The sequence below is a fragment of the Microbacterium sp. M3 genome (assembly GCF_033548675.1).
Taxonomy (GTDB): domain Bacteria; phylum Actinomycetota; class Actinomycetes; order Actinomycetales; family Microbacteriaceae; genus Microbacterium; species Microbacterium arthrosphaerae.
The window spans coordinates 58,102-82,442 of record NZ_JAWTZT010000006.1 but is presented as its reverse complement, the minus strand read 5'-3'; the positions used below and the strand labels follow the sequence as shown (position 1 = coordinate 82,442).

Genomic DNA, 24,341 nt, shown 5'->3' with positions numbered 1-24,341 from the left:
CGCGGCCGCCGCAGGTCGGCCAGCATGGCGGAATGGCGCGGTTCCTCCTCTCCGCGATGCCCTTCACCGGCCACGTCACTCCCCTGCTGGCCGTCGCCGGCGCCCTCGTCGAGCGCGGACACGCCGTGCGCTTCCACACGGGCGCCGCCTTCCGCGCGCGTGTCGAGGCATCCGGCGCCGTCCACGTGCCGTGGCGCGAGGCGCCCGACTTCGACGAGAACGATCAGGGTGCGACGTTCCCGCGCGTGCAAGGACGCAAGGGCCTGCGGCAGGTGTTCATCAACCTCGAAGACCTCATGATCGGCACCGCGCCCGCACAGGTGGCCGACCTGCAGGCCGAGTGGGACCGTGAGCCGTGGGACGCCCTCGCCGCCGACGAGATCTCGGTCGGCGCCGCGCTCTTCGCCGCCCGGTCGGGCTGCGCGTGGGCGACGATCGCGGTGCTGCCGCTCGCCGTGCCGAGCGGGCAGGGACCGCCGTCGGGCATGGGGATCATGCCGGGTCGCAACCCGCTGACGAAGACGCGCGACGCCGCGCTGCGCGCGCTGGCGCCGCTGATGATGCGGCCCCTCACCGGGCCGCTCGTACGGGCGCGGACGGCCGTCGGCCTCGCACCGGATCCGCTCACCTTCGCGCAGACGGTGTTCTCGCCGCAGCGCGTGCTCGCGAGCGGCTCGCCGCTGCTGGACTACGGCCGCACCGACCGGCCGCCGCACCTGGACTTCGTCGGCGTGCTCACGCAACCGCCCTCAGGGCCCGCCCCGCTTCCGGACTGGTGGGGCGACCTCGACGGCCGCACGGTGGTGCATCTCACGCAGGGCACGCAGAACATCGATCCGTCCGACCTCCTGCGGCCGGCACTCGAGGCGCTCGCGCACCGCAACCTGCTCGTCGTCGTGTCGACCGGCGTGCGCGGCCGCGACGAGCTACCGTTCCCGGTGCCGGGCAACGCGCGCGTGGCGGGCTTCCTCCCCTACGACCAGCTGCTCCCCCGCACCGACGTCGTCATCACGAACGGCGGCTGGGGAGGCACCCTGCGCGCGCTGAGCCACGACATCCCGCTCGTGATCGCCGGCGGCGACCTCGACAAGCCCGAAGTCGCGGCCCGGGTGGCCTGGAGCGGTGCGGGCGTCGACCTGCGCACCGGGACTCCGACGGCAGCTCACGTGGCGCGCGGCTTCGAGCGCGTCTCGCATGATCCGTCGATGAGGGGTGCCGCAGCCCGCGTGGGTGCGCAGCTCCGCTCAGAAGGCGGGGCACAAGCTGCGGCCCGACTGCTCGAGGCCTTCGCCCGCGAGGCGTGAGGCTCAGCACCCGCGAGGCCTGCCGGCTCAGCGCCACGACGCCCCTGGGTCAGCTCCGCCCGAGACGTGAGGGCTCAGCGCCCGATGCCTGGCAGGGGTTCGCCCGCGCGGGCCTCGTCGAACGGCGCGTCGATGTCGGCGCGCTCGAGCAGCTCGGCGAGCCGCGCGCGTCGCGCCCTCGTGACGAGCGTGACGACCGTTCCCGCCCGGCCCGCGCGCCCGGTCCGCCCGGCGCGGTGCAGGTACGTCTTGTATTCGTCGGGCGGGTCGGCCTGCACGACCAGGTCGATGTCGTCGACATGGATGCCGCGAGCCGCGACGTCGGTCGCCACCAGCACGTCGATGCGTCCGGAGGTCAGCTTCTCGAGGTTGCGGGTGCGGCGGGCCTGGTCGAGGTCGCCGTGCAGCGCGAGCGCCCGGATCCCGGCTTCGCCGAACTGCTCGGCGAGCATCTCGGCATACGCCCGCGTTCGCGTGAACACGAGCGTCTTGCCCTCGGTGCTCACCAGCGCCCGCAGGATCTCGGGCTTGTCGCGATGGTCGATGACCAGTACGCGATGGTCGATGGTGCCCGAGCGCTGCGTCTCGTCGGCGACCTCGTAGACGGCCGGCTCCGCCAGGAACTCGCGCACCAGCGCCTCGACCTGGCGGTCGAGGGTCGCCGAGAACAGCAGCCGCTGAGCGTCGCGCGAGGTGCGGCGCATGATGCGCTGCACCGGCTCGAGGAAGCCGAGATCGCACATGTGGTCGGCCTCGTCGAGCACGGCGATGCGCACCTGCGAGAGATCGAGCGCGCGGGACTCGACGAGGTCCTCGATGCGGCCCGGCGTGCCGATGACGATGTCGACGCCCTTCTTCAGTGCGCCGAGCTGGCGCGCGTGCGGCACTCCGCCGTAGATCTGCGTGGTGAAGAGGCCGACGCTGCGCGCGATCGGCTGGATCGTCGCATCGATCTGCAGCGCGAGCTCGCGCGTCGGCGCGAGCACCAGGGCGCGCGGCGGGCGGCCGATATCCCGCTTCTGCCTGGCCTGCGAGCGCAGCACGCTCTCCACGAGGGGCGCGCCGAACGCGATGGTCTTGCCCGATCCGGTGCGTCCGCGGGCGAGCACGTCGCGGCCGTCGAGGATCGCGGGGATGGTGGCCGCCTGGATGGGGAACGGATGCCGCGCCCCGAGCTCGGCGATGGTCTTGACGATGTTCTGGCCGAGACCGAGATCCCCGAAGGTGGCGTCCGACCCCGCCGCGGCCGTGACGACATCGCCGCGGAGGCGCTCGTGCACGACATCGTCCCCGCCGCCCGCCCGGGTCGGCGCAGCCGCGCCGCGCGGTGCCCTCCGGCCGCGCTCCTCGACGGGGCGTCCCGCACCGCGATCACCCGCGCCGCGATCACCCGCCCCGCGACCGCGGTCCTCCGTCGGCCGAGCACCGTCCGGGCGGGACCGCGCGTCCCGCGCGTGCGTGCGGATGGCGCGCGCCTCGTCGCGCCCGGCACGCTCCTGCTCGGTCCACCGGCGCTTCGGCGCCCCGCCCTCGCGGCCCGGCTGGCGCGGGTCGGCAGCCGGTTCCGCGCGGTAGCCGCGGTGCCCGGGGCTGCGACTGCCGGGCTTGCCGGTCGAGGATTCGCCGGGGCGTCGCTTGCCCCCGGGTTCGTCCGACGATCCGCCCGCGGCGCGGTACTTGGGGTTGTAGCGCGGGTCGAAGTTCTTCGCCGCGCGGCCGCCGCCGGGCTTCTTGTTCTTGGGCATCCGGCCCCTCCTGGTGCGCATCCGCGAAGCTCGCAGGCCGCCCGTGGGGCTCGACGCGGGAGCCGGTCACCCTCAGCGTACTCGGGCCCGCTTGCGCATCGAAGAGCCGCTGAACGCAGACGGGGAGCCTTTTCCCGGCTCGGCGGACTACTGTTTGACTGAGCGGCTTGTCGCTGATCAGCCTTTTAACACTGATCAGGGTCGAACCGCATGCAGCAGTCAATGCTGAACTGGGGATTTGTCGTCATATCCGGCGACCCCCGGCGCCGGATTCCTTTGGGGGGATGATCGGCTCCGGAGTCGCGCACAGAACCGATCGTGAGTCGCATGCCTCCCACGACCCTTTCCGACGCAGCCAGCGGTCCAGCTGCCCCTTCGGCAGCGCCGGTACTCGCCGTGGTGCGCCGTCCGGCGCGCCTCGACGCCGCGGGGGCGGCGCTCGAGCCCGTCACCGCCCAGCCGTCCACCACCATACCCGCGCTCCTGGCTCGCGACGTCGAGGTCACCTCCGTCGCCGACGCCCGTCCGAGCGCCGCCGACCTCGACCCCACCGCCGTCGCTCACCGCGTCGGCCGCCTCGCCGTGCTGTCCCTTCCCGTGGGCGTCGCCCTGGCGATCCTCACCACCCACGACGCCACGTGGTGGCAGCTCCACTTCTCCCAGCTCGGCACGCACTCCGACTTCTCCGGCCGCACGTTCAACACCATCGCGATGTTCTCGGGCTTCTTCCTGGCCGCCTACGGCGTGCTGATCGCGGTGGCCCTGCCCTCCGGCATCCGTCGCCGCACGTCGCGTGCCTTCCGCGGCTCGATCGTGTCGGCGGGTCTGCACCTGACCGCCGTGGGTCTCGTGCCGATCCCCGTCAGCGTCGTGATGCACGACCTGATCGCGACGGGCCTCGGTCTGTCGTTCCTCGCGACCGTGGCGACCGGGCTGGCCCTTCCCGGCCGCAGCCGCGGATTCCGCCGGGCGACGGCGCTCTGCGTCGGACTGCTGGCCGCGGGCATGGCGGTGCTCACCGCCGGCTTCATCACCCTCGCCCTGTTCGAGTTCGTCGCGTTCGTGACCATGGGCATCTGGCTCCTCTCGCTCCCGCGCGCACTGGCCCGCGTCTCGGCGCCGAAGCGGTCGGCGCAGCCCGCCACCGCAGAATGGACGTCATGGCAGAACCCGTGGCCCACCCCATCACTGTCGCGATCGAACGACGCATCGACCCGTCCCGCACCGTCGAAGCCACGAGCTGGATGCAGGCCGGCACGGATCTCGCTGCCGGTTTCGCCGGCTTCCTCGGCTCGGGATGGGTTCGCGCCGGCGAGGGGAGCGACCTCTGGTACATGCTCTACCGCTTCCGCGACATCCCGACTCTCGAGGCGTGGGAGGACTCACCGCAGCGTGCGTGGTGGCTCGACTCGGGTCGCGCCTTCGCGAGCGAGGTCAGGGTCGAGCGTCGCACCGGCATCGAAGGCTGGTTCGACGCGCCCTTCGCGACCCACGTCGAATCGCGTCACGCCGACGGCGCTGCTGCGCCGGTCACCGGTCCGGTCCAGCAGCCCATCCCGGCCGCCCCGCCGCGGTGGAAGCAGGCCGTCACGATCTGGCTCGGGTTCTTCCCGACGAACCTCCTCGCGTCGTGGCTCCTCGGCTTCGTCCCGGGGTTCACGGACTGGCCGCTCGTCGCACGCGTCCTCCTGGCGACGGTGCTGCTGACCCCCGTGATGACCTACGCGGTGCTGCCGTGGGTGACCCGCGCGCTGCGGCCCTGGCTCCAGCGCTGATCACGGCACGTGGTGCCGGGCGCCCGCCGGCGACCGATGCGAGCGGTGGTGGCATCCGTGATCGAATCTTGTCTCGCCGTTCCTCCTCGGAGCTCGCACGCGGTCGTACCCTGACCTCGTGAGCACACGGAACACCTCGCCGCTGCCGGATGCAGAGGCGCCCACTCCCGGTCGTCGCGCCGAGTCGGAGGCGGTCTACGCCGCCCTGTCCGCCGGCGTGCTGGGAGCGATCTACGGGCTGCTCGTCGGGATCTTCGCCCCCGATCTGCAGCTGGCGGGAGTCGCGGACTCCTTCGCGGTGTGGGCCGCGTGCGGCGCCGCCGTCGTCGCCGCCGTCGCCTCCGCGACCGAGTACTGGCGGGCTCGCCACCGGCCGGGGCAGGAGTGGCGCGCCGCCCTGCCGCCGTGGAAGTTCGTCGTCAACACGATCTCGGTCGTCATCGTCCACACGGCTCTCGCGTTCGTCGCGGTCTACGCGCTCTACCGCGTGCTGGCGATGGGGTTCATCGGCCTGCCCATCGTGACGTTCTGGTCGGTCGTCCTCATGGCCGTGACGCTCGGGCTCACCACGTGGGCGGTCTACCTCTCGGTGTCGGCGATGACGACGCAGCGCATGTCGTCGCTGCTCCTGGCGTTCATCGCCATCGGCACGCTGACCGCGATGGTCACCACGCCCGACCCGCGCTGGTGGACGATCCACTTCAGCCACCTGGGCACGTTCGAGGACGACCTGTCGAGCTGGGTCTTCAACGGCACGCTCATCGCCGCGGGCCTCCTCGTCACGACATTCGCCGTCTACATCGCAAACGACATGCGTGTGCTGGCCACGGCCGGCGTCCTCGAGAATCCGAAGGGACCCCGCGTCGTGCCGGTGCTGTTCGTCGTGATGGGCGTCATGCTCGCGTGCGTCGGCATCTTCCCCGTCGACGTCAATCTCGCGCTCCACAACCTCTCGGCCTCGGGCATGGCGGCGATGTTCCTCGTGCTGCTGATCGCCGGGCCCCGCCTGCTGCGCGGGATGCCGCGCACGTACTTCGTCGCCTCGTGGGGGTTCCTCGCGGCCATGGCCGTGTCGGTGGTCCTCTTCATCCCGGCGGTGGGGTACTTCTCGCTGACGGCGTTCGAGATCATCGTCTTCGCGCTGATCTTCGGCTGGATCGCGGTGTTCATCCGCTTCCTCGGGGTCGCGGGGCGCCGCGACTGACGCTGTCGAGCGGATGCCGCGCCCCGCTGTGGAGCGGAGCTCCGGGGTCACTCGCTGTCGAGGAAGACGCCGACGCGGTCGCCGTCGAAGACGAACTGCAGGGCGCTGTCGTCGGTGAAGCGCGCCCGCAGGGCTTCCGGCGCGTTGCTGTCGACGGCGAACTGGACCGTGGCGGGGAAGGCGCCGACGCCGCAGCCGTAGTACACGGCGCCCTGCGTCGACCACGAGCTGGTGTCGGCGCCGGGCTCGGGCAGATCCTCGGTGGCCATCACCGTGAAGCAGTCCGTTCCCGACCCGCCGGGACTGAATCCGCCCGAGGTCTCGAACAGCGTCAGTCCGTAGAACTCGAAGGCTCTCGAACTCGGGCCGGCGCCGAACCAGCCGGCGGGCACGGTGATCAGGGAGTCGGGCTCGAGCGTGGCGATCTGCGGCGCCCCGCTGGACGCCGAGACCGGCGCCATCGAGGTGAGCGCGTACGTCGCACCGGCCGCGAGGGCCGCCGCGGCCACGACCGACAGGGCCCACAGCACCCGCGTGCGCGGACGCAGACGAGCCCGCGCGGGTGTCGCCGAGGTGGCGTCGGCGGGGGGAAGTGCCGGAGCTGACTCGTCCGGGCGACGGGGCTCCGCGGCCGCCGTCGGAGCGTCCGGCTCTTCGCGCGGGCGTCGACGCCGGACTGCGGGCGCCTCGTCCGCCGGGGGCCGCGGTGGGTCTGTGTCGGCCGCGCGGGCCTGGTCGCTTCGCGACTCAGCGTTCGGGAGGAGCGCGTCGACGGTCGCCGGCGCCGGCGCCGGCGTCGGCGTCGCGGCGCCGGCGTGACGGGCTTCGAGCTCGCGCAGCCTGCTCAACGCGGCGGGATCGCCGTCGATGTCGGCCGCCGGGCCGTAAGCACGCTGGCGAAGCTCCCGCAGTTCGTCGAGGGTGGCGGCATCCATCCTCAGCATCGTCTCACGACCGATCCGTCATCCAGCCGCACGGCGAGACCCGCTCACCCGCCGAACTCGGCGTGCGTGATGACCGGAGTCTGGTTGGCGTTGCAGGCGAGGATGATCACGCCCACCGGCTCCTCGGTGCCGTTGAGCACGGCGCCGACAGGACGGTCGGGATCGTCCACGATGCCTTTCAGGTCCGCAAAGGCGGTTCCCAGCTCGGACTGCGCCGCCGCGGCGAGAGCGTCGAGCTCCGCCGTCGCCTCGTCGACGCGGGTCTCCCACTCGCTCGCGGGGAAGGCACCGTAGTGGGTGTATCCGGTATCGGCGTTGATGAGGGCGCTGTGGATCTCGGAGAACCTCTCGCAGTCGGCCGCGAGTGCGTCGTCGCGGGCGAACTCCGCGTCGGAGAAGGTCGGCGACGCCGTCCACGTGACACCCTCGCCGACGGTGACCGACAGCGTGGGGCCGGTCTGCTCGGTCACCGGCCATGACAGCTGCTGGGTGCCGTCGCAGGTTCCGCCGGCCGGCGCCTGTCCGAGCATCATCGAGTCGCCCAGCTCGACGCTGAACAGTCCCCCTCCTTCGCAGTCGAAGGCGATGACGACCGAGCGAGCGCCCGCCGGGATCTCGAAGTCGACGCCGGGAAACCCGGTGGGCCCCGTTCCCGACACGCTCTCGCCGTCCAGCGCGGCCGCGGGTGTCGTCGCCGATCCCGCGGCAGGGGTGGGCTCGACGTCGCCCGTGGCGCACCCCGACACGGTCATCGTGATCGTCAGCACCCCCGACAGCACGGCGGCGAGACGAACGCCCCGCCTCTTCGTCGCGCGGACCATCGCTCTCCTTCGCCGTGTGGTCGGCTGTCGTCGCGCCTGCCCGGCGACCGCCATCAGCACGCTACCGCGCACCACGGATCCGGGTGCAGACGGCCCGGCCGGACTGTGGACAACCATCGGCGCGTCGGCTCGAGCGGGAGTCCGCGCACGCGAAAGGGGGATGGATGCCGCGGGCCGCGGCATCCATCCCCTCGTGTCCTGCGCGCCCGGCGTCAGTCGCCCTCGCGGGGGCGGTGCTCGTCGCCCTCGGGCCGGCCCTCCGAGTGCTGCTCGGCATCGGACTGCTCCGAGACGTGCTGCTCGGCCGGCTGGTCTTCCGCCTCGGGGGCGGGCTCGGGCTCCCACTCCACGACGGGCTCGGACTCGGCGTCCGCGACCGCTTCGGACTCGACGTCGGCCACCGGCTCCGGCTCCAGCTCCGGCTCCGCGGCGACCTCGGGCTCGGGCTCGGGCTCGGGCGAGGCCTCGGCGACCGGCTCCTCGCCGGCAACCGGCGAGGAGTCGGCGACGGGCTCGGCGAGCTCGGCCGCGGGATCGGAGTCGGACGCGTTCTCCAGCTCCGCCCCACCGTCGGACGAGGGCTCCGGCTGCGCGGCATCGGCGCCCGGCACCGTGTCGATGATGGCGAGCGGCTCGGCCTCCGTCTCCACGGGCTCGGACTCGTCTACGAGAACCGCCGACTCGGGCTCCGCCGAGGGCTCCTCGGACTCCGGCTCCCCCGCGAACTCGGTGAGCTCGGACTCGACGACCGCGGGCGCGGGCTCCGGCTCGGGCCCCACGGTCGAATCCGGAGACTCGGACTCGAGCGGCTCGGCCTCGGTCACGGCGGGCTGCCCGTGCCCACCCTCCTCGACCGTCTCGACGTCCGCGTCAGGGGACTGTTCCGCGTCGAGCGAAGACACCGCCGCCACGGCCGCCGCTGCGGCGTCGGCCGCTGCCGGCGGGGGCGTCGCGTCCGACACCTCGACGTCGGGACCCTCCTCGATCACCGGCACGTCCACGTCCACGCTCTCGGCGACGGCCGCACCGGTCTCGGCCTCGCGCTGGCGGCGCTGCCGCCGCGTCTCGAACGCGCCGGCGGCCGCGCCCGCCACGGCCGCAGCACCTGCGCCGGCCGCGTCGGCACCACCGGCACCGGCACCCGCGACGCCCGCGCCCACGAGCACCGCGTCGGCTTCGGCATCCGTCCCGCTCGTCGGTCCCTCGCCCGCGGGCGCCGGACCGCCGTCGCCGCCGTCGTCGTCACCACGTCCGCGGCGACGCTCGGCACGACGCTCCTTGGCGCCCTCGACGAGGTTGTAGAGCGTCGGCAGCACGAGCAGCGTCAGCACCGTGGATGAGACCAGGCCGCCGATCACGACGATCGCGAGAGGCTGCGAGATGAAGCCGCCCTGACCGGTGATGCCGAGGGCCATCGGGGTGAGCGCGAAGATGGTCGCCAGCGCCGTCATGAGGATCGGGCGGAGGCGTCGCGAGCCGCCGGCGATCGTGGCATCGTGCGCCGACAGGCCCTTCTCGCGGTACTGGTTCACGAGGTCCACGAGCACGATGGCGTTCGTCACGACGATGCCGATGAGCATCAGCACGCCGATGAGCGACGCGACGCCGAGCGGCACGCCCGTGATGATCTGCAGCAAGATGGCGCCGGTCGCCGCGAAGGGCACCGACACGAGCAGCAGCAGCGGCTGGCGCAGCGACTTGAACGTCGCGACCATCACGATGTAGACGATCAGGATCGCCGCGAGCAGGGCGAGACCGAGCTGCGAGAACGCGTCCTGCTGCTGCGTCACGACGCCGCCGAGGCTCGCGTCGGCCGAGGCAGGCAGGTCGGCGTCGGCGAGCGCCGTCGTCACCGACGCCGAGGCGGTCGCCAGGTCGTCGGTCGACGGCGTGACCGTCACGGTCGACGTGCGCTGACCGCCCTCGGTGGTGATCGAGGTGGGGCCTTCGCTCTCTTCGACGGTCGCGACGTCCGACAGCGGGATCGGGCCGGTGGCGCTCGGCACCGGCAGCTGGCGGAGCTCGTCGAGCGACGCGGGCGTCTCGGCTGCCGCGAGGTACACGGTGAGCGACGTGTCGTCGATCTCGACCGTCCCGATCGACTGCGGCTGCATCGTGTTCGACACCAGCGCGCCGACGGCGACCTCCGACAGCCCGAGCTCCGCGGCCTTGTCGCGGTCCACCGTCACGGCGATGTAGGGCAGCGAGGCCGACAGGTTGCTCGTGACCTGGCCCACGCCGTCGGCTCCTTCGACGGCCGCGATGACGGCATCCGTCGCCTCCTGCAGCGTCGAGGAGTCGGGGGCCGTGACGTCGATCGCGATGTCGGTCGAGCCGAAGCCGCCGCCACCGGCGGCGACGGTGATCTCGCCGGCGTCGTCGAGCTCGGCGACCGCGGCCTGCACCTCTTCCCGGAGCGCCACCTGGTCGACGCCGGCGTCGGTCGTGATGGAGTACGTGATGCCGCTGCCGCCGCCCGAGAAGGCGTCGCGCAGCGCGGAGCCGCTCGAGCCGATCGACACCTGCACGGTCTCGATGCCGTCGATGCCGAGGAGCACCTCCTCGACCTGCTCGGCCGCGGCGCTCTCGGCCTCGAGCGAGGGGGCCGGCCCGATGTCCTGCGTCATCGTGAACGTGTTCTGACCCGAGTCGCCGAGGAAGTTCGTCTTCATGAAGGGAGCTGCGGCGATGGTGCCGACGAGCACCAGCACGGCGAGGGCCAGCGTGACCCACGAGTGCTTGAGCGTCCAGCGCAGGATCGGCAGATACGACTTCTGCAGACGGCTGGGCGGCGCCGCCGGGTCCTCCGGGTCGACCGCGACGCCGGCCTCATCGAGGATCGGCTTGCCGGGCTTGAGGAACCAGTACGCGAGCACCGGCACGATGGTGAGCGCCACGAAAAGCGACGCGGTCATGGCGATCGTCACGGTCATCGCGAACGGACGGAACAGCTCGCCCGTGACGTCGCCGACGAACGCGATCGGCAGGAAGACCGCCACGGTCACGATCGTCGACGCCGTGATGGCGGAGGCCACCTCGCGCACCGCCCGGCGGATCGAGTCGCCCTTGTCGGCATCGCCGACGTAATGCCTCTTGATGTTCTCGATCACGACGATGGAGTCGTCGACCACGCGGCCGATCGCGATCGTGATCGCACCGAGGGTCAGGATGTTGAGCGAGTAGCCGAACGCCTGCAGGCCGATGAACGTGATGAGGATGCTGGTCGGGATCGAGATCGCCGCAACGAGGGTCGAGCGCACCGACAGCAGGAACACGAAGATGACGAGCACCGCGAAGACGAGTCCGAGCAGGCCCTCCTTCGCGAGCGTGTCGATCGACTCCTGGATGTAGGGCGCCTGGTCGAACACGACCGTGAACTCGGCGCCGTCGAGCGACTCCTCCAGCTCGGGCAGGATCGCCAGCACGCCGCGCGAGACGTCGACGGTGTTCGCCGCCGGGAGCTTCGTGACCGCGATGGTGAGCGCGGGCTCGCCGTTCACCCGCGAGACGGTCGTGACCGGGTCGGCCTCCTCGGCGACCGTCGCGACGTCGCCGACGGTGACCAGCCCCGCCTGGAACTGCTCGGGGGTCGAGGGCACGAGCGGCAGCGCCGCGATCTCGTCGACCGAGGCGATCTTCGAGCCCGTCTGCACGGTGAGCGACTCGTCGCCCTCGGTGACCTCGCCGCCGGGGAACAGCACGCCGTTCTGGTCGAGGGCATCGCGGATCGCCTGCTGCGTGTAGCCGGCCGCGGCGAGCGCCGCCTGGTCGGGGGTGATCGTGACGCGCTGCCCCACGCCGCCGACGATCTGCGCCGCGTTGACCCCGTCGACGTCCTCCAGGTCGGGGATGACGGATGCCTCGAGCTGCGCCTGGATCGTGGCCTCGTCATCGTAGCCGGTCACCGCCAGCTGAATCACCGGGAAGTCGTCGATGCTCGCCGAGATGACGCTGGGCTCCACCCCCTCGGGCAGCTGGCCCTTGATGCGGTTGATGGCCTGCGTCATCTTCTGTTCGGCGGTCGCGAGATCGGTGCCGTACGTGAAGGACGCCTGCACGATCGACGCATTGGTCGTGCTCGTGGCCGTCGAGGACTCGAGCCCGGCGACGCCCTGGATGGCGGTCTCGATGGGCACCGACACGTCGTTGCTCACGACCTCGGGCGACGCGCCCGGGTACGTCGAGACGACGATCAGCGCGGGGAACTCGATCGAGGGGATGAGCTCCTGCTTGAGGTTCGTCAGCGCGAGCCCGCCGAACACGGCGGCCACGATGGTGATCAGCGCGATGAGCGCGCGGTTCTTGAGACTCAGGACGGCGAGGTTGGACACGGGTGCCTTCGCTGGTTGTGCGACGGATGATGTCGATACGGTGTGCGCGTGGTCCCCGCACCGCAGATGCGGCGGCGGGAGCCCCGGACGATACGCGGATGTATCGGTGTCAGTATTTCATGCGGTTCTCATGTGAACCGCCTGAGCGCCTGGCGCTCAAACCGCGAGCACGCGCCCCGCGAGAAGCCCGATGCCGGCGGCGGCCACCGCCACCGCGAGTGTGCCGAAGACGTTGAGCGCGGCATCCCGCCACCGCCGTCGCTGGGCGAGCAGCACCGACTCGACGGCCACCGTGCTGAACGTCGTGTACCCGCCGAGCAGCCCGACGCCGAGGACGAGCGCCGCCTCGGGCGCGACCGCCGAGCCGAGCCCGGTGATGAGCCCCAGCGCGAACGACCCGGTGACGTTTACCACGAAGATCCCGAGCGGGAACCCGCCGTGGCCCGCCGGAGTCAGCAGCCGGTCGACGACGTACCGCAGCCCTGCGCCCACCCCGCCCGCGAGCGCGGCGAGCAGCAGCCAGGCGCTCACTCGGCGTCCTCCGGCAGCTCGATCTCGCCGGGGCGGTCGGCGATCCGGCGTCCGATGAAGAGGCCGACGACCGCGCCCGCGATGCCGGCGATGACGGATGCCGCGGCCAGCCCCGCGGCGGACCACGGCGTTGCGAGACCCTCGGCCAGGGCCACGGCGAGCGCGCTGTACGTCGTGAATCCGCCCAGGACGCCGGTGCCGAGGAACGCGCGCAGCAGCGGCCGGCGGTCGTCGAGCCATCCCACGACCACCCCGAGCAGGAGCGCCCCCGCCACGTTCACCCCGAACGTGACCCACGCCGCCGTGACGGGGTCGCCCACGGGCGTGACGATCATCCCGCGGGCGAGCACCCCCACGGCACCCCCGGCCGCCGTCGCCCCGAGCACGCGCGGGTCGACGGGCTGCGGCATCCGTCCACGCTACTCCCGCGGTCCGCTGAGCCGGCGTGCGTCCGTCCCGCTGTCGCGTTTCGTCTCGCTCGTTCCTCGCTCGCTCAACGACCGGCATCCAGCCCGGTCGTTGAGCGAGCGAAGCGAGACGAAACGCCCGGGGAAGACCGCAGGACCCCGGTCAGCGGCCCGGGCGCAGCAGCGCGCGGATCGCCGACTCCGGCGTCTTCGAGAGGTCGAGCAGATGCCCGTCGCGGTAGCGCGCGAACACTCGCGGGTCGATGTACGAGCCGCGCGCGACCGAGGGGGTGTTGCCGAGCGCTTCGGCGGTCGCCCTGACCGCCAGCACCTCGGCGCGCTTGAGGTCGGTCTTGGTGTCGACCGTGCCGATCCGCGCGAGCGCGTCGGCGGCGAGGATCGTGCCCCGCAGCGTGCGGAAGTCCTTCGCCGTGAACCGCGCACCCGTGAGCGTCCGGATGTACGCGTTGACCTCTGCCGGCGTCAGCGGCACGCGGCGCCCGCCGCGGTCCCAGGCGAGCAGCGGCGAGCGCGGACGCCCGGCCGCCAGCAGCTCGATCGCGGCCGCGAGATCCGCGTCGTCGATTTCGAGCAGCTGGCGCTTCCCGCTCTTGCCGGGGAAGGCGAACGTGATGGCGGATGCCGCGACCGACGCATCCCGACGCTGCAGGGTCGTGAGGCCCCGGCTGCCGTGCGCGGCGAGGTAGCGCTCCGAGCCGATGCGCGGGGCCGCGTCGTCGAGGAGCCGGAACGCCACGGCGAGCACGCGCTCGCGATCGAGCGCCTCGCGGCGCAGCGAGGTCGTGACGCGCGCCCGTGCCCGCGGCAGCGCCTCGGCGAGCGCGAGGGCACGCGCGAACTTGCCCTTGTCGCGGCCGGCGGCCCACTCCGCGTGATAGATGTACTGCCGGCGGCCGGCGTCGTCGGTGCCGACGGCCTGGATGTGCCCGTCCGGACGCTCACTGATCCAGACGTCGTTCCAGGCCGGCGGGATGACCAGCGCCTGGATGCGCTCGAGGTGCCGGCGGCCGGGCGCCCGGCCCCGCGCGTCGAGGTACCGGAAGCCCGCGCCGGATCGCACCCGACGGAACCCCGGGTCCTCGAGGGGCCGCACGCGCGCCAGTCTCGGCATCCGTCACTCCGTTCGCATGAGTCCGGACGCCGTCTGCGCCGACCGCGACCTCAGTGGTTGCGGATCATCGAGATGAGCTCGGACTTCTTCTTGCCCGAGTATCCCGTGAGACCCAGCTCCTTGGCGCGCTTGCGCAGCTCGGGCACGGTGCGGTCGTCGTAGTCCTTGGCGTTGCCGCCGCGCCGTCCGACCTTCTTGCGGCCCTGGCTCGCGGCCGCATTCGAGATCCGTGCGGCCTTCTCCTTCGAGGCGCCGTCCTTTCGGAGCTCCTCGTACATGTCGCGGTCCTTCAGGTTCGATCCACGTCCGGCGGGCATGGCATCCTCCTTCTCTGTCGGCGCGCCGCGAGGGCGCGGTCGTCACAAGCCCTTCCCCCCGGTCACCGGCAGGATCGCGGCCGAGGTGTACGACGCATGGTCGCTCGCGAGGTACACGTAGGCGCCCGCCAGTTCGGCCGGCTGACCGGCGCGCCCGAGGGGAGTGTCCTGTCCGAACGACGCGAGGCGCTCCTCATCCCACCCGGTGGCCGGGATGAGCGGGGTCCAGATGGGTCCGGGTGCCACGCCGTTCACACGGATGCCCTTCTCGCCGAGCTCCTGCGCGAGCGCCCGCACGAAGGCGACCTGGGCGGCCTTCGTCATGGCGTAGTCGATGAGTCCCGGCGACGGGTTGAAAGCCTGGACGGAGGTCGTCACGATGATCGACGACCCGGGCTTCATGTGCGGGATGGCGGCGCGGGCGGTGAACATCTGCGCGTAGAGGTTGGTGCGGAACACCCGGTCGAACTCTTCGGTCTCGAGCTTGTCGAGGCCCTCGCGGTCCTTCTGGTATGCCGCGTTGAGCACGAGCACATCGAGTCCGCCGAACTCGCCCACGGTGCGCTCGACGATCTCGGCGCAGAAGTCCTCGTCGCGCAGATCGCCCTCGAGCGGCAGCGCGCGGGTGCCCGCCTCGGTCACCCAGCGCGCGGTCTCGTCGGCGTCCTCCTGCTCCTCGGGCATGTAGGTCAGCGCGACGTCCGCCCCCTCGCGGGCGAATGCGATCGCGACGGCCCGCCCGATGCCGGAGTCGCCTCCGGTGATGAGCGCGCGACGACCGCTGAGCCGTGCGGCGCCGCGATAGCTCTCTTCGCCGTGGTCGGGTTCGGGCCGCGTCTCGTCGGTGAGTCCGGGCTGCTCCTGCTCCTGTGCGGGGAAGCCGCCGGAGTGATGTGCGTTCGTCGGATCACTGGGCGTGGATGAGCTCATGGCGCGACGCTACGGCGGCACGCGCGCGCTCTCACGGGGCTTGACTTCCCCCGGGAGCGGCGATAGACCCGCGGTTCTCCGGCGACTATCACCGCTGCGGGATCGTCGTCAACCCCCTACGGGCGGCGCGGTGGCGGTGCCACTGTCGATGCATGCCCACAAGGCATACCGGCGCATCCCGTGCACCGGACACCCAGAAGGAGATGCTTCACATGAACCTCGCCCTGATCATCATCATCGTCGTCGCGATCATCCTTGCGATCGTCGGCGGCCTCAACTCCGCGCTGAGCTGGCTGCTGTGGGTGGCCATCATCGTCGGTGTCATCGCCCTGATCGCGTTCCTGTTCAGGGTGATCAGCGGGAACCGCAACACCTGATCTGCATCACCCCGGATAGACAGCGGATGCCGCGGCCAGAGCTGGCCGCGGCATCCGTGTGTCTGTGCGGGGTCCCGCCTTCCCGCTCACCTGTCACGAAGTGCCGGTCCGACCGACGCATTGCGACAGGTGAGCGGAGGGGTTCAGAGGTTCGCCTCCGCGTAGACGCGCAACGCGTCGCGGACGAACTCGGCGCCGTGCGTGCCGCCCTGGCTCGTGGCGTAGTTCGCGCCGAAGCGCGGGTCGGCGACGTACATCTCGCCCAGCCCGAGCACGTAGCCCTTCACGTCTCCGCCGCCCGGAGCGGCCGGCGTCCCGGGGATGCCGGTGAGCCACTCCACGTGGCGCTTCGCGAGCGCCTGCGCCTCGTCGCTGTCGGGCGCGACACCGGATTCCGCCGCCGCGATCCAGTCGCGGCCGAGATCGGAGACCCGCTGCTGCCACGCGGCCTTCTCGTCGGCGCTCATGGAGCGCCACCAGCGGTCGCTGTCGGCGTACGCCTTCTTGCCCCAGCGCTGCTGGACCTCGTCCTTGTACTGGGTGTGGTCGAAACCGTCGAACATGTTCTCTGCCATCATTCGCTCACCTCCTCTCACGGCGTTGATGGTGTTCTCCACCGACGCGATCTGTCGCGCCAGGCGGTCCTGCTCCTGCCGCAGCCAAGCCAGATGGGCCTCGAGCGCCGGCACCTCGCCGGTCTCGCGCTCCATCACCTCGCCGATCTGCGGCAGGCCGAGGCCCAGCTCGCGCAGCAGCAGGATGCGCTGCAGGCGCACGAGCGCGGCCTGGTCGTAGTAGCGGTAGCCGTTGTGACCGATGCTCGAGGGTGCCAGGAGCCCGATGTCGTCGTAGTGACGCAGCGTGCGGCTGGTGGTGCCCGCGAGCTTCGCGATCTGCTGGATCGACCACTCTTCGTCGTCTCTCACGGCGGCTCCTCCCTGCTCGTCGTCCGTCGTGATGACCACGCTAAAGGTTGACGCTGCGTCAAGGTCAAGCGCCGCCCCCACCCGCGAGACCGCACGAATGCACCAGCATTTGCCCTCCCACGGTGCTATCGCGAGGTCTCATCGCAACAGCACCACCGTAGGCAAGGGTCGCAGCCCCACCCACCCCCACCCGCGCGACCGCACGAATGCACCAGCATTTGCCCTCCCACGGTGCTATCGCGAGGTCTCATCGCAACAGCACCACCGTGGGCAAGGGTCGCAGCCCCACCCACCCCCACCCGCGAGACCGCACGAATGCACCGGCATCCGCCCTCCCACGGTGCTATCGCGAGGTCTCATCGCAACAGCACCACCGTGGGCAAGGGTCGCAGCCCGACCCACCCCCACCCGCGAGACCGCACGAATGCACCAGCATTTGTCCTCCCACGGTGCTATCGCGAGGTCTCATCGCAACCGCACCGACCGCGCACACGAGCAGCACTCTTGACCCGGACGCGATATATCGTGTTATGCTGGACGCACGCGATATATCGCGAGACGGATCACCCCGAGAAACCGCAGGAGAAGCAGCCATGACCCTGGAGAAGTGGATCATCCACCCGGGCGACACGCGCGTCATCGACATCGAGGCCGTGCGCACGCTCAAGATCGGCCTCGTCGGCGGACAGGTCGACGTCATCGCCCACGACGAACCCGGCATCCGGATCGAGGTGCACGAGGTCACCGTCAAGGACCTCCGCATCGAGGTCGCGGACGACCACATCGAGATCGACCACCCGCAGCTGCGGTGGGACAACTTCCTCGAGGTGTTCCGCAACTTCGGCGCCGGCGGGCCTAAGGCCGAGATCAGCGTCGCGGTTCCCCGCGACGTCGCACTCACCCTCGGTGTCGTCAGCGCCAGCGCCCTCGTCTCGGGCCTGCGCAACGGCGCCACCCTCAACACCGTCTCGGGCGACATCATCGTCGACGGCCTCACCGGCGACCTGTCGGTCAACGCCGTCTCGGGCGACGTGCAGGTGCGTGAGCTCGTCGGCGGCCTCAACGCCAACAGCGTCTCGGGCGACGTCGCCGCGACCGGCTCGCTCCGCAAGGCGAACATCGACACCGTCTCGGGCGCACTGCTGGTGGACTCGACCGGCGAGATGCTCACGGTCGGCCTCAACACGGTGAGCGGGAACGCGACCGTGCGACTGGACGAGGGATACCCCGCGAACTTCGTGCTCCGCAGCGTCAGCGGCCGTGTCCAGGTCGACGGTGTGGTGCGCTCGGGCAACGGCACGGGTCCGACGACGAACTACGCCGGCTCGGTGGGCGAGCTCAGCGGCAGCTTCGCCGACGTGCGCGCGCACAGCGTCTCGGGCGACATCACGGTCCTGCGCCGCGCGGACGCGTCGGTGACGGATGCCGCGGCCCCCGCTCCCGCCGACGCTTCGGCGCCTGCGGCGACCGGCTTCGAGCAGGCCCCCGCCGAGTCGGGCTGGTCGGCCCAGCCTCAGGGTGACGGCACCGCCGGCGACGCCGGCTACGACCGAGGAGAAGTGTGATGGCTCCGGTCTTCTCGCACGGCGACCTGCGCCTGTACCTGCTGAACCTGCTCGATGAAGGGCCGCGCCACGGCTACGACATCATGCAGGCCCTGTCGGACCGCACCGGGGGCACCTACACCCCCAGCGCCGGCACCATCTATCCGCGCCTGGCGAAGCTCGAGGAGGAGGGGCTCGTGACCAAGACGGTCGACGGTCGCAAGACCGTCTACGAGATCACCCCCGCCGGCCACGCCGAGGTGCAGGCCCGCGCCGGCGAACTCGAGGGCATCGAGGCCGGCCTCGCCGACTCGGTGCGGCTCATCGCGGACGAGGTGCGCGGCAGCGTGCGCGAGGCGATGAAGAGCCTCCGCGCCGACCTCGCCGCCGCCTCCCGCGAGGAGCGCGAGGCCACGCCCCAGCAGCCGCGCGAGGACGATCCCCGCGTGCGCAGCCGCGAGCAGCTGCAGCGCCTGGACGCGCTGGTCAACACCTTCCGCGCCAACCTGCGCAGCGACGCCCGCGTCCACGTGGCGCGAGGCGGCGAGCTCGCCGCCTCGGTGGTCGACCAGGTGGCGGCCGAGCTCGACCGCGTCGCCCGCGACGTGACACGCGCGCTGCGGGGCTGAGCCGCGGCATCCGTCCTCCCGGACGAGGAGAGGGTGGCCCCGAGGGGCCACCCTCTCTGCGCGTCAGCGCCGCGCCATCGCCACCGCAACAGGGCCGCCGTCGGTGCCCGCGACCCGGACCACGGCCTCGTCACCGTCCCGCTCGACGACCGCGTCGCCCGTCAGCACGCGGGACCGCTCGGCGTCCACGCCGGCGCCGTCGAGCCGGTGCTCTCCGGTCGCATCTACGAAGACGATGCGCTCGCTCGGAGTCCACCACTCGCGCCGCCACAGACCGTTGGACGGCAGCGACGGATCCCGGCGCTCGGTCGCCTCGGCGGCGTCGCCGAGGGCGCGCTTCCAATCGCCGAAACCGCGGAGCGACTGCTGCTGCCGCTCGGGGATCACGCCCTCCGCCGTGGGCCCGACGTTGAGGAGCAGTCGCCCGCCCTTGCTCACGACGTCGACCCAATGCTGGGCCAGCTGCGCCGAGTCCAGGGTCTGCGCGGGCGACTCGAGCCGGTTGAACCCGAACGACCAGCCGAGCCCGCGGGTGTTCTCCCACACGTCCTTGGCCTCGTTCTCGCTCATGGCCGAGTACTCGGTGGTGGCGAAGTCGTAGTGGGTGTCGCCCCACCGATCGTTCACGACGCCGTCGGGGTTGGCCGCGTAGTAGTCCTCGAACAGCTCGTAGAGCCCGTCGGGTCCGCGGTGCTTGCCGGCGTCGGGCCACTCGATGTCGTTCCAGAGCACGTCCGGCCGGTACCGGTCGATGAGATCGCGCACGTGCGCCAGCGCGTAGTAGTTGTAGGCGGCGTCATTCGGTCGCAGTGAATGCACCTGCTCTCCTGAGCGTTGCGGCGGCAGGTCGGTGACCGACCAGTCGAGACCGCCCGAGTAGTACACGCCGAAGCGCAGACCCTCAGCGCGGACGGCGCCGGCGATGTCGCCGATCAGGTCTCGCTGCGGCCCGCGCCGCACCGTGTTGCGCGCCCCCGTGCCCGGCGCGTCCCACAGTGCGATCCCGTCGTGGTGCTTGGTCGTCGGCACGACGTAGTCCGCGCCCGCCTCGGCGAACAGCTTCGCCCATTCCGCGGGGTCGAACCGCTCCGCCTTCCACTGGTCGAGGAACTCGTCGTACGGCGCGTCGCCGTACTGCTCGCGGTGGTGAGCCTGCGCCGGGCTGCCCTCGATGCGGATGGTGTTGAAGTACCACTCGGCGTAGGGGTTGTGGGCGAACCAGGTGTCGTCGTCCGCGATCTCGCCGAGGGCGCCGATCGGCTCCGCCCACGCGGGCACGGAGTACGCGCCCCAGTGGATGAAGATCCCGAACTTCGCCTTCGCGAACCATTCAGGAAGCGGCCGCGACAGCTCGTGCCAGGTCTGCTCGGTCAAGGGTGGTCCTTCCGGTCAGCGGCGACGCGGGCACGCTGAGATCCGATGTCTGGACCCTAGTCTCGGGTAGGTCGCGCGAAACGGTCAAGTCTGAGGCCGAAACATCAGCTCAATCACCGCGACCGGCCCTGTCCGGCGCGACGCCGCGGCTGCGCGACGCACCGACGAGCATCTGGCGGCAAGCCGGCTTGCGCAGGCCCGCGTCAAGCGGGCCAGATCTCCTCGTCGTCCGGCACGGGCTCCCCGAGGGGCACGATCAGGATCGACCGGTGCTGGCGATGGGCGAGGCGGGCACCGACCGAGCCGGTGAAGAACTCGCGGACCGACTCGCCGAAGCCGCGCTTGCGGGTGCCCACGACGAGCAGGCGCGCGTCGATCTGGTCGGCGAAGTGCTTGATGGCCATCGCGGGGTCGCCGACGAGCTGGCGCACGGTCCAATCGAGGCCGGACTCGGCGAGGACGGATGCCGCGGCATCCTGCACCTTCGCCAGCTCGCCTTCGCCGGCGGCGATGTTCATGTCGATGGGCGCCGAGTGCACGTAGCCGTCGGGATCTTCGTAGGTGACGAAGCGGGTCACATCGACGTGCACGACGACGAGCGGAGCCTGGAAGAGTTTCGCGTAGCGCGCCGCCTCCTTCACGACCCGGGTCGACTGGTCGGGGATGACCCCGACGACCACCGCCCCGTGCAGGTTCTCATCGGTCGTCGCGTCGCCTTGCGGCTCGGATGCCTCGTCGGTCATATGTCCGCACTCCTCCTGGGCCGTGGGGGTCGGAACCGCCGGGGTGCGGGGGCTCCGTGTTATCCTGAATGCTACTCTTACCGGTTCGAAGCCGGATTCGTGAATGCCCGGGTTTACGCGGCTGTCAGCCGCAGAATTGCCCGCGACTCTAAATGAGGGGGTCTCGCATGGGGCGTGGCCGTCAGAAGGCGAAGCACACCAAGATCGCCCGAGAGCTGAAGTACGACACGTACAGCGTGAACTACTCGGCGCTCGAGCGCGAACTCGGTCACCACAGTGAAGACGAGTACGTCGACAAGTGGGCCGACCAGTACAACGACGAAGACGAGGACGAGACCTCGCACCTCTCGTCGTCGCAAGCCTGAGCACGCGCCCGCAGGTCCTCACGACCCGCGGGCGCTCTCGTGCGCCGGAAGCGCGAGGCCGCCAGGCCCGGGTCGACGCCGGTCGCCGTCACGCGCGGGTCGATGCCGGTCGCCGCTGCGCGCGGCTCGACGCACCTCACGCGGCGGTCGCGCGCCGTCGCGGATGCCTCACCAGGCGCCGTGCCGGCGCTCCCAGTCGTCCTCCACGGTGTGGGGCCGCGCAGCGACCACGCCCGCGGGAATGGCCGCCGCCACCACGCACGCGAGGATGATCAGCGGCACGGTCCAGGAGTCGGTCGCATCGTGGATCAGACCGATGCCCACCGGGAACAGCGCGGCGATCGCGTAGCCGCCGCTCTGCACCAAGCCGCTCAGCGCCACCGACCCCTCGTGGGTGCGCGTGCGCAGCCCGAGCAGCACCAGGATCATCGGGAACAGCAGCGGCGCGAGACCGACCAGCACGACCCACAGCCATGGGGCCGCGGTCGGCGCGAACAGCAGGCCCGCGAAGCCCGCGAGACCCGTCGTGACCGCGATGCCGAACAGCAGCCGCGTGGCGTTCCAGCGCGTGACCAGCAGCGGCACGACGAGCGATGCCGGCAGACCCATGAACCCGAAGAGCGAGAGCAGGGCACCGGCGGTCGCCGGCGTGACACCGGCGATGTCGACGAGCATCTTGGGCATCCACGCGAACGACGTGTAGGCGATGGTGCTCGAGACGGCGAATGCGACGAGCAGCGCCCACGCGAGCGGCACCCGCCACATGCGCCCGAACACGCGCGGACTCGCCTGCTCGATGTCGCCGTCGGCGCCGTCGGCGCGCCGCCGCACCGCCAGGCCGATCCAGGGGATCATCGCCACCAGGGCGAAGACGGCCCACAGGCCCAGCGAAAGGCGCCAGTCCGCGGCATCCGCCACCGGCACGGCGATGAGGGGCGGCACGAAGGTGGCGACGGCCATCGTCGTCGAGAACACCGTCGTCATCAGCCCGATGCGGTCGGGGAAGTACCGCTTCACGAGCGGCGGCAGCAGGATGTTGCCCGTCCCGACCGCGGCGAAGACGAGCGCCGTGCCCGCGAGCAGCAGCCCGGAGTTCGGTGCGAGACTGCGTGCCACGAGCCCGGCGGCGACGACGGCCATGGCGACCACCGCGAGCCGCTCCAGGCCGAACCGCCGCTCGAGGGCGGGCGTGAGCAGGCCGAAGATCGCGAAGCACACCGGCGGGGCGGTGCCGATGAGGCCGATGACAGCCGCCGGCAGCTCGAAGTCGGCCGCGATGTGATCGAACAGCGGCGACAGCGACGCGACCGCCGAGCGCAGCGAGAACGCGAACAGGACGATGCCGGCGAGCGCGAGGGTTCTCCCCTGCCAGAGCGGACGGGCAGGAGTCGACTTCACCTATCCACCCTACGGGCGCTGACGGATGCCTCGGCCCGGCGCGATCGCCGGGTCAGGACTCCTGCGAGCCCTCGACCCACGCGAGGTACTCGTCGGTCACGGTGCCGGTGATGTAGCGGCCGTCGAAGCAGCTCATGTCGAGGTCTTCGACGTCGGAGCCCTCGAGGATCGCCGCCTTGAGGTCTTCGACCTCCTGGTACACGACGAAGTCGGCGCCGAGCTCCTCCGCGATCTCGGGGATCGTCCGACCGTGGGCGACGAGCTCATGGCGCGACGGCATGTTGATGCCGTAGACGTGGGGGAAGCGCACCGGCGGCGCGGCCGAGGCGAACGTCACGCTCTTGGCCCCGGCATCCCTCGCCATCTGGATGATCTCCTTCGACGTCGTGCCGCGCACGATGGAGTCGTCGATGAGCAGCACGTTCTTGCCCTTGAACTCGCTCGACATCGCGTTGAGCTTCTGGCGCACGCTCTTCTTGCGCACGGCCTGCCCCGGCATGATGAACGTCCGGCCGACGTAGCGGTTCTTGTAGAAGCCCTCGCGGTACTCGACGCCGAGCTTGCGCGCCACCTGCATGGCGGCGGGGCGCGACGAGTCGGGGATGGGCATGACGACGTCGATCGCCTCACGCGGGGTGTACTTGGCGATGGTGTCGGCGAGCCGGTCGCCCATGCGCAGGCGCGCCTCGTAGACCGAGATGCCGTTCATGACCGAGTCGGGTCGGGCGAGGTAGACGTACTCGAACGAGCACGGCACGAGCTGGGCGCCGGTCGCGCACTGGCGGGTGTGCAGCTTGCCCTCGAGGTCGATGAACACGGCCTCGCCGGGCTCGACGTCGCGCACGACCTCGAACTCGCCGTTCTCGAGCACCAGCGACTCGCTCGTGACGACCCACTCGTAGTGGCCGTCCTCGTGCTTGCGCGTGCCGAGGATCAGGGGACGGATGCCGAACGGGTCGCGGAACGCCAGGAGACCGTAGCCGGCGATCAGCGCGATGGCGGCGTACGAGCCCTCCACGCGCTCGTGCACGCGGCTGACGGCGTGGAACACCTGGTCGGGATCGAGCTCGAGGCCCGAGATGGACGACTGCAGCTCGTTGGCGAGCACGTTGACGAGCAGCTCGGTGTCGGACGAGGTGTTGAGGTGCCGACGGTCCTTGGTGAACAGCTCCTGCGTCAGCTCGCGCGTGTTGGTGAGGTTGCCGTTGTGCACGAGCACGATGCCGTACGGCGCGTTCACGTAGAACGGCTGCGCCTCTTCCTCGTTCGACGCCGTGCCCTTCGTGGCGTAGCGGACGTGACCGAGGCCGATCTCGCCGAGGAGCGCACGCATGTCGCGCGTGCGGAACGACTCGCGCACCTGCCCCTTGACCTTGTGCATGTGCACGACGCCGCTGCGCTCGGCGGTAGAGATGCCCGTGGAGTCCTGGCCCCGGTGCTGGAGGAGGAGGAGGGAGTCGTAGATCTCCTGGTTGACGGACCCGCGGCCCACCATTCCGACGATTCCGCACATGGGTGTTGCCTGCTCCTGCTGTGGTTCTGAC

21 protein-coding genes and 1 pseudogene are annotated in these 24,341 nt (G+C 71.3%); 8 read left to right on the top strand and 14 right to left on the bottom strand.

Annotation, left to right across the window (positions count from 1 at the left end):
- Positions 1-32: 32 nt before the first annotated feature.
- Positions 33-1,304, top strand: a complete 1,272-nt coding sequence (locus tag R8Z57_RS16285) for a glycosyltransferase (protein ID WP_318354833.1) — start codon at positions 33-35, stop codon at positions 1,302-1,304.
- A 74-nt stretch (positions 1,305-1,378) separates the two neighbouring features.
- Here R8Z57_RS16285 and R8Z57_RS16280 read toward each other — a convergent pair whose 3' ends face one another.
- The gene (locus R8Z57_RS16280; RefSeq protein ID WP_318354832.1) at positions 1,379-3,049 is read right to left on the bottom strand and encodes a DEAD/DEAH box helicase; all 1,671 of its coding nucleotides are present in this window, start codon (positions 3,047-3,049) and stop codon (positions 1,379-1,381) included.
- A gap of 327 nt (positions 3,050-3,376) precedes the next feature.
- On the opposite strand from R8Z57_RS16280, the pseudogene R8Z57_RS17450 reads away from it, so the two are divergent.
- The 3 genes and pseudogenes from R8Z57_RS17450 to R8Z57_RS16270 all read left to right on the top strand — a co-directional run.
- Positions 3,377-4,078: pseudogene (locus R8Z57_RS17450) on the top strand (hypothetical protein); the annotation flags it as partial.
- A 122-nt stretch (positions 4,079-4,200) separates the two neighbouring features.
- Positions 4,201-4,824, top strand: coding sequence for an antibiotic biosynthesis monooxygenase (locus R8Z57_RS16275; protein WP_318354831.1), 624 nt, complete (start codon positions 4,201-4,203; stop codon positions 4,822-4,824).
- A gap of 118 nt (positions 4,825-4,942) precedes the next feature.
- Positions 4,943-6,028 carry a DUF998 domain-containing protein gene (locus R8Z57_RS16270; protein WP_318354830.1) on the top strand — a complete coding sequence of 362 codons (1,086 nt, stop codon included), beginning with the start codon at positions 4,943-4,945 and terminating at the stop codon, positions 6,026-6,028.
- Positions 6,029-6,075: 47 nt separating this feature from the next.
- Here the strand turns inward: R8Z57_RS16270 and R8Z57_RS16265 are convergent, their stop codons facing one another.
- The 8 genes from R8Z57_RS16265 to R8Z57_RS16230 form a co-directional block, all read right to left on the bottom strand.
- On the bottom strand, positions 6,076-6,963 hold the full coding sequence (locus R8Z57_RS16265; RefSeq protein WP_318354829.1) for a hypothetical protein: 888 nt from the start codon (positions 6,961-6,963) through the stop codon (positions 6,076-6,078).
- Positions 6,964-7,016: 53 nt separating this feature from the next.
- Positions 7,017-7,793, bottom strand: coding sequence for a hypothetical protein (locus R8Z57_RS16260; protein ID WP_318354828.1), 777 nt, complete (start codon positions 7,791-7,793; stop codon positions 7,017-7,019).
- A 212-nt stretch (positions 7,794-8,005) separates the two neighbouring features.
- Complete coding sequence (locus R8Z57_RS16255) at positions 8,006-12,124, bottom strand: efflux RND transporter permease subunit (protein ID WP_404810356.1); 4,119 nt, start codon at positions 12,122-12,124, stop codon at positions 8,006-8,008.
- Between the two features lie 156 nt (positions 12,125-12,280).
- Positions 12,281-12,655 carry a fluoride efflux transporter FluC gene (locus R8Z57_RS16250; protein ID WP_318354827.1) on the bottom strand — a complete coding sequence of 125 codons (375 nt, stop codon included), beginning with the start codon at positions 12,653-12,655 and terminating at the stop codon, positions 12,281-12,283.
- Positions 12,652-13,065 (bottom strand): fluoride efflux transporter FluC, encoded by a 414-nt coding sequence (locus R8Z57_RS16245; protein ID WP_318354826.1) that lies wholly within the window; start codon positions 13,063-13,065, stop codon positions 12,652-12,654. The genes R8Z57_RS16250 and R8Z57_RS16245 overlap by 4 nt, the downstream gene beginning before the upstream one ends.
- A 160-nt stretch (positions 13,066-13,225) precedes the next feature.
- Complete coding sequence (locus tag R8Z57_RS16240) at positions 13,226-14,194, bottom strand: DNA topoisomerase IB (protein ID WP_318354825.1); 969 nt, start codon at positions 14,192-14,194, stop codon at positions 13,226-13,228.
- Between the two features lie 50 nt (positions 14,195-14,244).
- Positions 14,245-14,511 (bottom strand): Rho termination factor N-terminal domain-containing protein, encoded by a 267-nt coding sequence (locus tag R8Z57_RS16235; RefSeq protein ID WP_318354824.1) that lies wholly within the window; start codon positions 14,509-14,511, stop codon positions 14,245-14,247.
- A 42-nt stretch (positions 14,512-14,553) separates the two neighbouring features.
- Complete coding sequence (locus R8Z57_RS16230; RefSeq protein WP_318354823.1) at positions 14,554-15,441, bottom strand: SDR family oxidoreductase; 888 nt, start codon at positions 15,439-15,441, stop codon at positions 14,554-14,556.
- Between the two features lie 212 nt (positions 15,442-15,653).
- Here R8Z57_RS16230 and R8Z57_RS16225 point away from each other — a divergent pair, with 212 nt between their 5' ends.
- The gene (locus tag R8Z57_RS16225; RefSeq protein WP_200826306.1) at positions 15,654-15,818 is read left to right on the top strand and encodes a hypothetical protein; all 165 of its coding nucleotides are present in this window, start codon (positions 15,654-15,656) and stop codon (positions 15,816-15,818) included.
- 143 nt (positions 15,819-15,961) lie between these two features.
- Here the strand turns inward: R8Z57_RS16225 and R8Z57_RS16220 are convergent, their stop codons facing one another.
- Complete coding sequence (locus R8Z57_RS16220; protein WP_318354822.1) at positions 15,962-16,744, bottom strand: MerR family transcriptional regulator; 783 nt, start codon at positions 16,742-16,744, stop codon at positions 15,962-15,964.
- Positions 16,745-17,337: 593 nt separating this feature from the next.
- Between R8Z57_RS16220 and R8Z57_RS16215 the strand changes: the two genes are divergently transcribed.
- On the top strand, positions 17,338-18,309 hold the full coding sequence (locus R8Z57_RS16215; protein ID WP_318354821.1) for a DUF4097 family beta strand repeat-containing protein: 972 nt from the start codon (positions 17,338-17,340) through the stop codon (positions 18,307-18,309).
- On the top strand, positions 18,309-18,917 hold the full coding sequence (locus tag R8Z57_RS16210; RefSeq protein WP_318354820.1) for a PadR family transcriptional regulator: 609 nt from the start codon (positions 18,309-18,311) through the stop codon (positions 18,915-18,917). The genes R8Z57_RS16215 and R8Z57_RS16210 overlap by 1 nt, the downstream gene beginning before the upstream one ends.
- Positions 18,918-18,980: 63 nt before the next feature.
- On the opposite strand, the gene R8Z57_RS16205 is transcribed toward R8Z57_RS16210, so the two are convergent.
- Positions 18,981-20,291: an alpha-L-fucosidase gene (locus tag R8Z57_RS16205; protein ID WP_318354819.1), complete on the bottom strand. Its 1,311-nt coding sequence runs from the start codon at positions 20,289-20,291 to the stop codon at positions 18,981-18,983.
- A 203-nt stretch (positions 20,292-20,494) separates the two neighbouring features.
- Complete coding sequence (locus R8Z57_RS16200; RefSeq protein ID WP_318354818.1) at positions 20,495-21,034, bottom strand: universal stress protein; 540 nt, start codon at positions 21,032-21,034, stop codon at positions 20,495-20,497.
- A 167-nt stretch (positions 21,035-21,201) separates the two neighbouring features.
- On the opposite strand from R8Z57_RS16200, the gene R8Z57_RS16195 reads away from it, so the two are divergent.
- Entirely contained in the window at positions 21,202-21,399 is a 198-nt protein-coding gene (locus R8Z57_RS16195; RefSeq protein WP_318354817.1) for a DUF3073 domain-containing protein, read from the top strand.
- Between the two features lie 168 nt (positions 21,400-21,567).
- On the opposite strand, the gene R8Z57_RS16190 is transcribed toward R8Z57_RS16195, so the two are convergent.
- Both R8Z57_RS16190 and purF read right to left on the bottom strand, forming a co-directional pair.
- On the bottom strand, positions 21,568-22,797 hold the full coding sequence (locus R8Z57_RS16190; protein ID WP_318354816.1) for an MFS transporter: 1,230 nt from the start codon (positions 22,795-22,797) through the stop codon (positions 21,568-21,570).
- A gap of 52 nt (positions 22,798-22,849) precedes the next feature.
- Positions 22,850-24,310: an amidophosphoribosyltransferase gene (gene purF / locus R8Z57_RS16185; RefSeq protein WP_318354815.1), complete on the bottom strand. Its 1,461-nt coding sequence runs from the start codon at positions 24,308-24,310 to the stop codon at positions 22,850-22,852.
- Positions 24,311-24,341 lie beyond the last annotated feature (31 nt).